The sequence below is a fragment of the Pseudoalteromonas sp. ESRF-bin5 genome, from assembly GCF_002632075.1.
Taxonomy (GTDB): domain Bacteria; phylum Pseudomonadota; class Gammaproteobacteria; order Enterobacterales; family Alteromonadaceae; genus Pseudoalteromonas; species Pseudoalteromonas marina.
In genome coordinates, this window is sequence record NZ_NTLW01000109.1 from 1 (window position 1) to 5,661 (window position 5,661).

General features: G+C 42.7%; 6 protein-coding genes and 1 tRNA gene. 5 read left to right on the forward strand and 2 right to left on the reverse strand.

Annotated elements, in window-relative coordinates:
• From BCG07_RS05480 to BCG07_RS05490, 3 genes are all read left to right on the forward strand, one after another.
• Positions 1 to 309: beta/alpha barrel domain-containing protein (locus BCG07_RS05480; protein WP_502694044.1), on the forward strand; the 309-nt coding region annotated here is incomplete at its 5' end.
• 13 nt (positions 310 to 322) lie between these two features.
• Entirely contained in the window at positions 323 to 1,849 is a 1,527-nt protein-coding gene (gene thiE / locus BCG07_RS05485) for a thiamine phosphate synthase (protein ID WP_286889153.1), read from the forward strand.
• A complete protein-coding gene (locus tag BCG07_RS05490) occupies positions 1,842 to 2,591 on the forward strand; it encodes a HesA/MoeB/ThiF family protein (RefSeq protein WP_286889155.1) in 750 nt (249 codons plus the stop codon). Before thiE ends, BCG07_RS05490 begins: the two co-directional genes overlap by 8 nt.
• A 142-nt stretch (positions 2,592 to 2,733) precedes the next feature.
• Here the strand turns inward: BCG07_RS05490 and asd are convergent, their stop codons facing one another.
• Both asd and rsgA read right to left on the reverse strand, forming a co-directional pair.
• Positions 2,734 to 3,612 carry an archaetidylserine decarboxylase gene (gene asd / locus BCG07_RS05495; RefSeq protein WP_286889157.1) on the reverse strand — a complete coding sequence of 293 codons (879 nt, stop codon included), beginning with the start codon at positions 3,610 to 3,612 and terminating at the stop codon, positions 2,734 to 2,736.
• 15 nt (positions 3,613 to 3,627) lie between these two features.
• Positions 3,628 to 4,686 (reverse strand): small ribosomal subunit biogenesis GTPase RsgA, encoded by a 1,059-nt coding sequence (rsgA, locus tag BCG07_RS05500; protein WP_286889159.1) that lies wholly within the window; start codon positions 4,684 to 4,686, stop codon positions 3,628 to 3,630.
• 162 nt (positions 4,687 to 4,848) lie between these two features.
• Here rsgA and orn point away from each other — a divergent pair, with 162 nt between their 5' ends.
• Both orn and BCG07_RS05510 read left to right on the forward strand, forming a co-directional pair.
• Positions 4,849 to 5,394: an oligoribonuclease gene (orn, locus tag BCG07_RS05505; RefSeq protein WP_008130263.1), complete on the forward strand. Its 546-nt coding sequence runs from the start codon at positions 4,849 to 4,851 to the stop codon at positions 5,392 to 5,394.
• A 168-nt stretch (positions 5,395 to 5,562) separates the two neighbouring features.
• Positions 5,563 to 5,638 (forward strand) — tRNA-Gly (locus tag BCG07_RS05510).
• The last annotated feature ends 23 nt before the right edge of the window (positions 5,639 to 5,661 follow it).

A 5,661-nucleotide genomic window follows, 5' to 3' on the forward strand; every position in this document is an offset into this window, starting at 1 on the left:
ACAGGAAAAGGCTTGTTAAATAGTTACAATTTAAAAACGATTCGTGAGCGCTTACCAAATACAACACTTATCGTGGATGCAGGGTTAGGTCTACCGTCGCATGCCTGCCAAGCGCTTGAATTAGGGTATGATGCTGTATTATTAAATTCAGCCATTGCTGGGGCGGGTTGCCCAAAAACTATGAGCCTTGCATTTAAGGCGGCGGTTGAGGCAGGGCGCTTTGCTTATAACGCTAAAGCAATGCCCGAAAAAGACCTCGCAGCACCCTCAACTCCTACAATGGGCATGCCGTTTTGGCATCAGCAGTAAGGAAATAAAATATATGAATAACGTAGTGTGGACAATTGCCGGATCTGATTCTGGCGGTGGCGCAGGTATTCAAGCCGATATAAAGGCGATGCAAAGTTTTGGTGTACATGGCTGTACCGCAATTACCGCGCTTACGGCGCAAAATAGTTTAGGTGTAGAAGCTATTAATGCGGTGTCTACCGATATTATTGAATCACAGCTTTTGGCACTTGAAAAAGACATGAAGGCCAAAGTAATTAAAATTGGCATGTTAGCAAATGTGCAGCAAATTCAATTAATCAGTGAACACATAAGCCACTACAAAGCTAAATGGCCAGTTCCACCAGTGATTGTTTACGACCCCGTTGCTATTGCCTCAAGCGGTGATGTATTAACCGAAGAAGATACCGTAAGCGCTATTAAAGAGTGCTTATTGCCGCTGGTGGATGTAATAACACCTAACACGCACGAGACTCAATTATTAACCGGCGTATATTTAATTGGCCCAAGCGCCGTTAAAGACGCTGCAAATAAACTGCTAAGTTGGGGAGCAAAGTCAGTGGTTATTAAAGGTGGGCATTGGGATTTCCCTAGTGGTTACTGTATTGATTACTGCATACAAAATAATGAAGAATATTGGCTAGGTAATAAAAAAATTCAAACCCCACACAACCATGGTACGGGGTGCAGTATGGCGTCGGTTATCGCAGCGTGTTTAGCAAAAGATTACCCACTAAAAGATGCCTTTATTTTAGCCAAAGCTTATATAAACCAAGGTTTAAAGCAGTCGGTTAGATACGGTGAAGGAATAGGGCCTGTAGCGCAAACATCATTTCCTACACATTTAGATGACTATCCTCAAGTTATAGAGCCAGGTAGCTGGCTTGGTGATGAACTTGATTTTGATGTGCCGCTTGAGTTTAATATGGCCGCTGATTTTGCACCTTGTGAAAGTAAACAATTAGGCTTGTACGCGGTTGTTGATAGTAATGACTGGCTAGAAAAGTGCTTACAGCAAGGGATCAAAACAGCGCAATTACGTGTTAAAAATAAAACTGAGACTGAGCTTGATGAACTCATAAAACAGGCTGTTGAACTGGGTAAAAAGTACCGCGCGCATGTATTTATAAATGATTACTGGCAGTTAGCAATAAAGCACGGTGCTTATGGCGTGCATTTAGGCCAAGAAGACTTAGACATTGCTAATTTAGCCGCCATTAAAGAGGCGGGTTTAAGGCTTGGGCTTTCGACTCATGGTTTTTATGAAATGCTGCGTGCGCATAATTACCGACCAAGTTATATGGCATTTGGCGCTATTTATCCAACCACGACCAAAGATATGACAGGGCAAATACAAGGGCTCGATAAACTTAAAAAGTGTGTGCCATTAATGCAAAGCTACCCAACGGTTGCCATTGGCGGAATTGATTTAACCCGCGCAAATGAAGTTGCTAAAACAGGCGTCGGTAGTGTTGCGGTAGTAAGGGCCATTAGTGAAGCGGATGACTATATTGCAGCTATTAGCTCGCTACAAAGTGCTATAAACCAGCCAAATGGATAAGCTCAGCGATAAAGAAACCCTGCGGTATAGCCGCCACTTATTATTAAAAGAAGTGGGGCTAGAAGGGCAGTTAGCACTAAAGTCTGCCACTGTTGCTGTAGTCGGTGCAGGCGGTTTAGGCAGTCCAGCACTTTTGTATTTAGCGGCGGCAGGTATTGGAACGCTTATTTTAATAGACGATGATGCCGTTGAGCTTTCAAACCTACAGCGCCAAGTGCTTTATAAAGTTAATCATTTAGGGCAAAGCAAGGTAGCGGCCGCTGGTAAAGTGTTAACGAGCCTCAATAATCAAATACACATAGTGACGCACAGTAAAAAGCTTGATGAGGAGAATTGCGCTGAGCTTTTAAGCAATGCCGATGTAGTACTTGATTGCTCAGATAATTTTACCACGCGCTATGCGGTTAACCGGTATTGCTTAGCAAATAAAACGCGTTTAATAGCTGGCGCTGCTATCGCGACAAGCGGACAGTTAATGGGCTTTGACTTTACACAGACTCAAAGCCCTTGCTACGGCTGTATTTTTCCACAAACGAGTGAAGCACCCTCTATTAATTGCAGTAATGCGGGGGTAATAAGCCCTTTATTGGGGATTGTTGGTTCTATGCAGGCACAACTTACGCTTAATTTTTTACTCGGACATGTTGAGGGGAATGCATTTATTACCTTTGATGCGCTGAGTTTAAAGCAGCAACATTTTAAAGTAGTTAAAGATTTAAACTGTAAAGAGTGTGGTGGATAAAATAAGAGGTAATTCGCGGGGCTAAGCCATGAGAAGCTGCGCTTTAACGTGAGCAAGCTCATTGTCTACCAATAAAAAAGCACCGCATTTGTTATAAACGAGGTGCCTTTTAATCTTTAACTAAAAACTAAAAACTAAAAACTTATAGCTCTTCACTTTCTTTAATTTTTGCAAACGCAGTACCTAAGCGAGTAACCACTTCTGGTAGTTGATCGTCTAGTATGTTTGCTTTATTAGCACCCCATGCAAGCACTACCGTTGAGCCTAATTTAAAGCGACCCATTTCCTCGCCTTTCTTAAGTGTGATTGCGTTTTCACCGCTGGTCGGGTAATTCCAACTAAATACATCACTACCTGCTGGTGGAGTAACAGTACCGGCCCAAACAGTTTCTATGCTTGCGACAATGGTTGCGCCTACCAATACCATAGCGAGTGGACCTACTTCCGTTTCAAAAATAGCCACTACACGCTCGTTACGCGCAAATAAGTTGGGAACATTCTGCGCTGTAAGCGGATTTACCGAAAATAAATCGCCCGGTACGTAAATCATTTTGCTTAATGTGCCATCAATAGGCATATGAATACGGTGGTAATCTTTAGGTGCTAAATAAATAGTTGCAAATTTACCACCTAAAAACGCAGTTGTATCGTCCTCAGACCCACCTAGAAGTGCCTGCAAGCTATAGTCGTGGCCTTTGGCTTGAATAAGCTGCCCATCAACTATGTCGCCTAGCTGGCTAATTGCACCATCTACTGGATGAATTATTGTATCAGCGTCTTCAACCACTGGGCGAACGCCGTCTTTGAGTGGGCGAGTAAAAAACTCGTTAAATGTTTTGTAATGAGACGGGTCTGAATATTTAGCCTCACTCATATCTATTTTATATTGCTTGATAAACAGTTTAATAAGCGTTGTTGTTAACGCACCGGCCTTTGCAGCTGCTAATTTACCCACAACGCGCGAAATAAAGTGTTTTGGCATTGCGTACTGCATTGCGATTTTAAATTTGTCTAAGCTCACGGTATTTTTCCTTAATTATACACGCGGCGCACGAGCGCCGGCACGGCCATCGGCCATTGATTCTAAAATTCGGTGGTAGCTGTCAAAGCGTAGTTGCGAAATATCGCCATTAGCTACGGCTTCTTTAATTATACAGCCCGGGTCATTTAAGTGTTTGCAGTCTCTAAAGCGGCATCCACCTATAAATTCTCTAAATTCTTTAAAGCACCAAGTTACACGCTCAACGTCTAAATGCCACAACCCAAATTCACGAATACCCGGCGAGTCAATTAAGTTACCGCCAGTGGGTAAGTGATGAAGGCGTGATACCGTTGTGGTGTGTTGGCCTAAGCCACTGTTTTCGGATACCTCTTTCGTTAATATTTCGGCATTTGGCAGTACAGTATTTACTAGGGTTGATTTACCCACGCCACTTTGACCTACAAAAATATTATTTTTACCAACAAGCATGTTTTTAAGTTCATCAATTCCTTCACCGGTTATATTGCTGACAAGCAGTACGCGATAATTTAATGTGCGATAAATATCGAGCACGTTTTGAATATCTTTAAGGCCGGCTTCGTCGATTAAGTCGATTTTGTTGAGGATTAAAATAGGCTCAATACCCATGTCCTCACAGGCAATTAAATAGCGATCAATAATGCTAGGAGTAAACTCAGGTAATACAGCAGAAACCATAAGTATTTGGTCAATATTTGCAGCAATTACTTTTACCCCATCGTAGAAATCGGGGCGAGTAAGTTGCGAGCGACGCTCTTGTGTTGCTTCAATAACTCCAGCTAAATCGCCCTCGCTTACTTTAGCGCGACGAAATAACACTTCGTCGCCACATACTAAATTAGATACCGTTCGGCGTATATTACAGCGAAGCACGTCTCCATTTTGCGTTTCAACATCAGCGTGCTGGCCAAATCGACTGATCACAATGGCGCTTTCAACCTGACCTAAATTATCTGCCTGCCACTCTTGGGCACCTTTTTTAGCTGGTTTTGAACCTGCGCTGTTAATACGCTTTTGATGATTGGCCTTGATCTGACGCGATTGGCCTTTACTTAATTTTTTCTGTTTTGCCACGTTTGGCCTATAACCTTGTTTAAATGTCGGCTTTGAGCATAATACCAATTCGCAATAATACTTAACCGAGTTGGTATAAAAAAAGCTTTAGCTCGACGGTTGATGCTAATATGATATATCGAAATGCGTTGGATCTAAAGAAAAGCACCGTTTAAGGTAATTATGACTATTAATAAATCAAACTTAATTTGGCTCGATCTGGAAATGACCGGACTTGAACCTGCGACCGATAAAATACTTGAAATTGCAACTGTTGTCACTGATGCAGACCTTAATATATTAGCCGAGGGGCCAACTATTGCTATTCATCAAAGCGATGAGTTACTTAATGGTATGGACGAGTGGTGTACTACTCAGCACGGTAAATCAGGCTTAACTGCGCGTTGTAAAGCAAGTACGTTTGATGAAGAGTATGCGGTAGCGCAAACATTAGAGTTTTTAAAGCAATGGGTGCCAGCCGGTGCATCCCCAATGTGCGGTAACTCAATTGGGCAAGACAGACGCTTTATGAATAAATATATGCGTGAACTCGAAGATTTTTTCCATTACCGCAACCTTGATGTAAGTACGATTAAAGAACTTGCTAGACGTTGGAAACCAGAAGTGCTCGCTCAAGTGAATAAAAAAGGCTCTCACCTTGCCTTAGACGACATTAAAGATTCGATTATGGAATTGAAGGTATACAGAGAAAAATTCTTTAATTTGTAAAAAACACTTGCAAACACATCGTATTATTGTAGAATCCTGCCCCGCTCAAGACGATAACCCCCGCGGGGTTAGTGCGCTTGAGCAAGCGATTATGCGGCACTAGCCAGTTGCCGGAATGTTGAACGCGACGTGTCGCGCACCAACGGAAAATTACTGACTAACCATAATGCGGCACTAGCTCAGTTGGTAGAGCGCGACCTTGCCAAGGTCGAGGTCACGAGTTCGAGCCTCGTGTGCCGCTCCAATTTCTCACCAAAGAAATTGGAG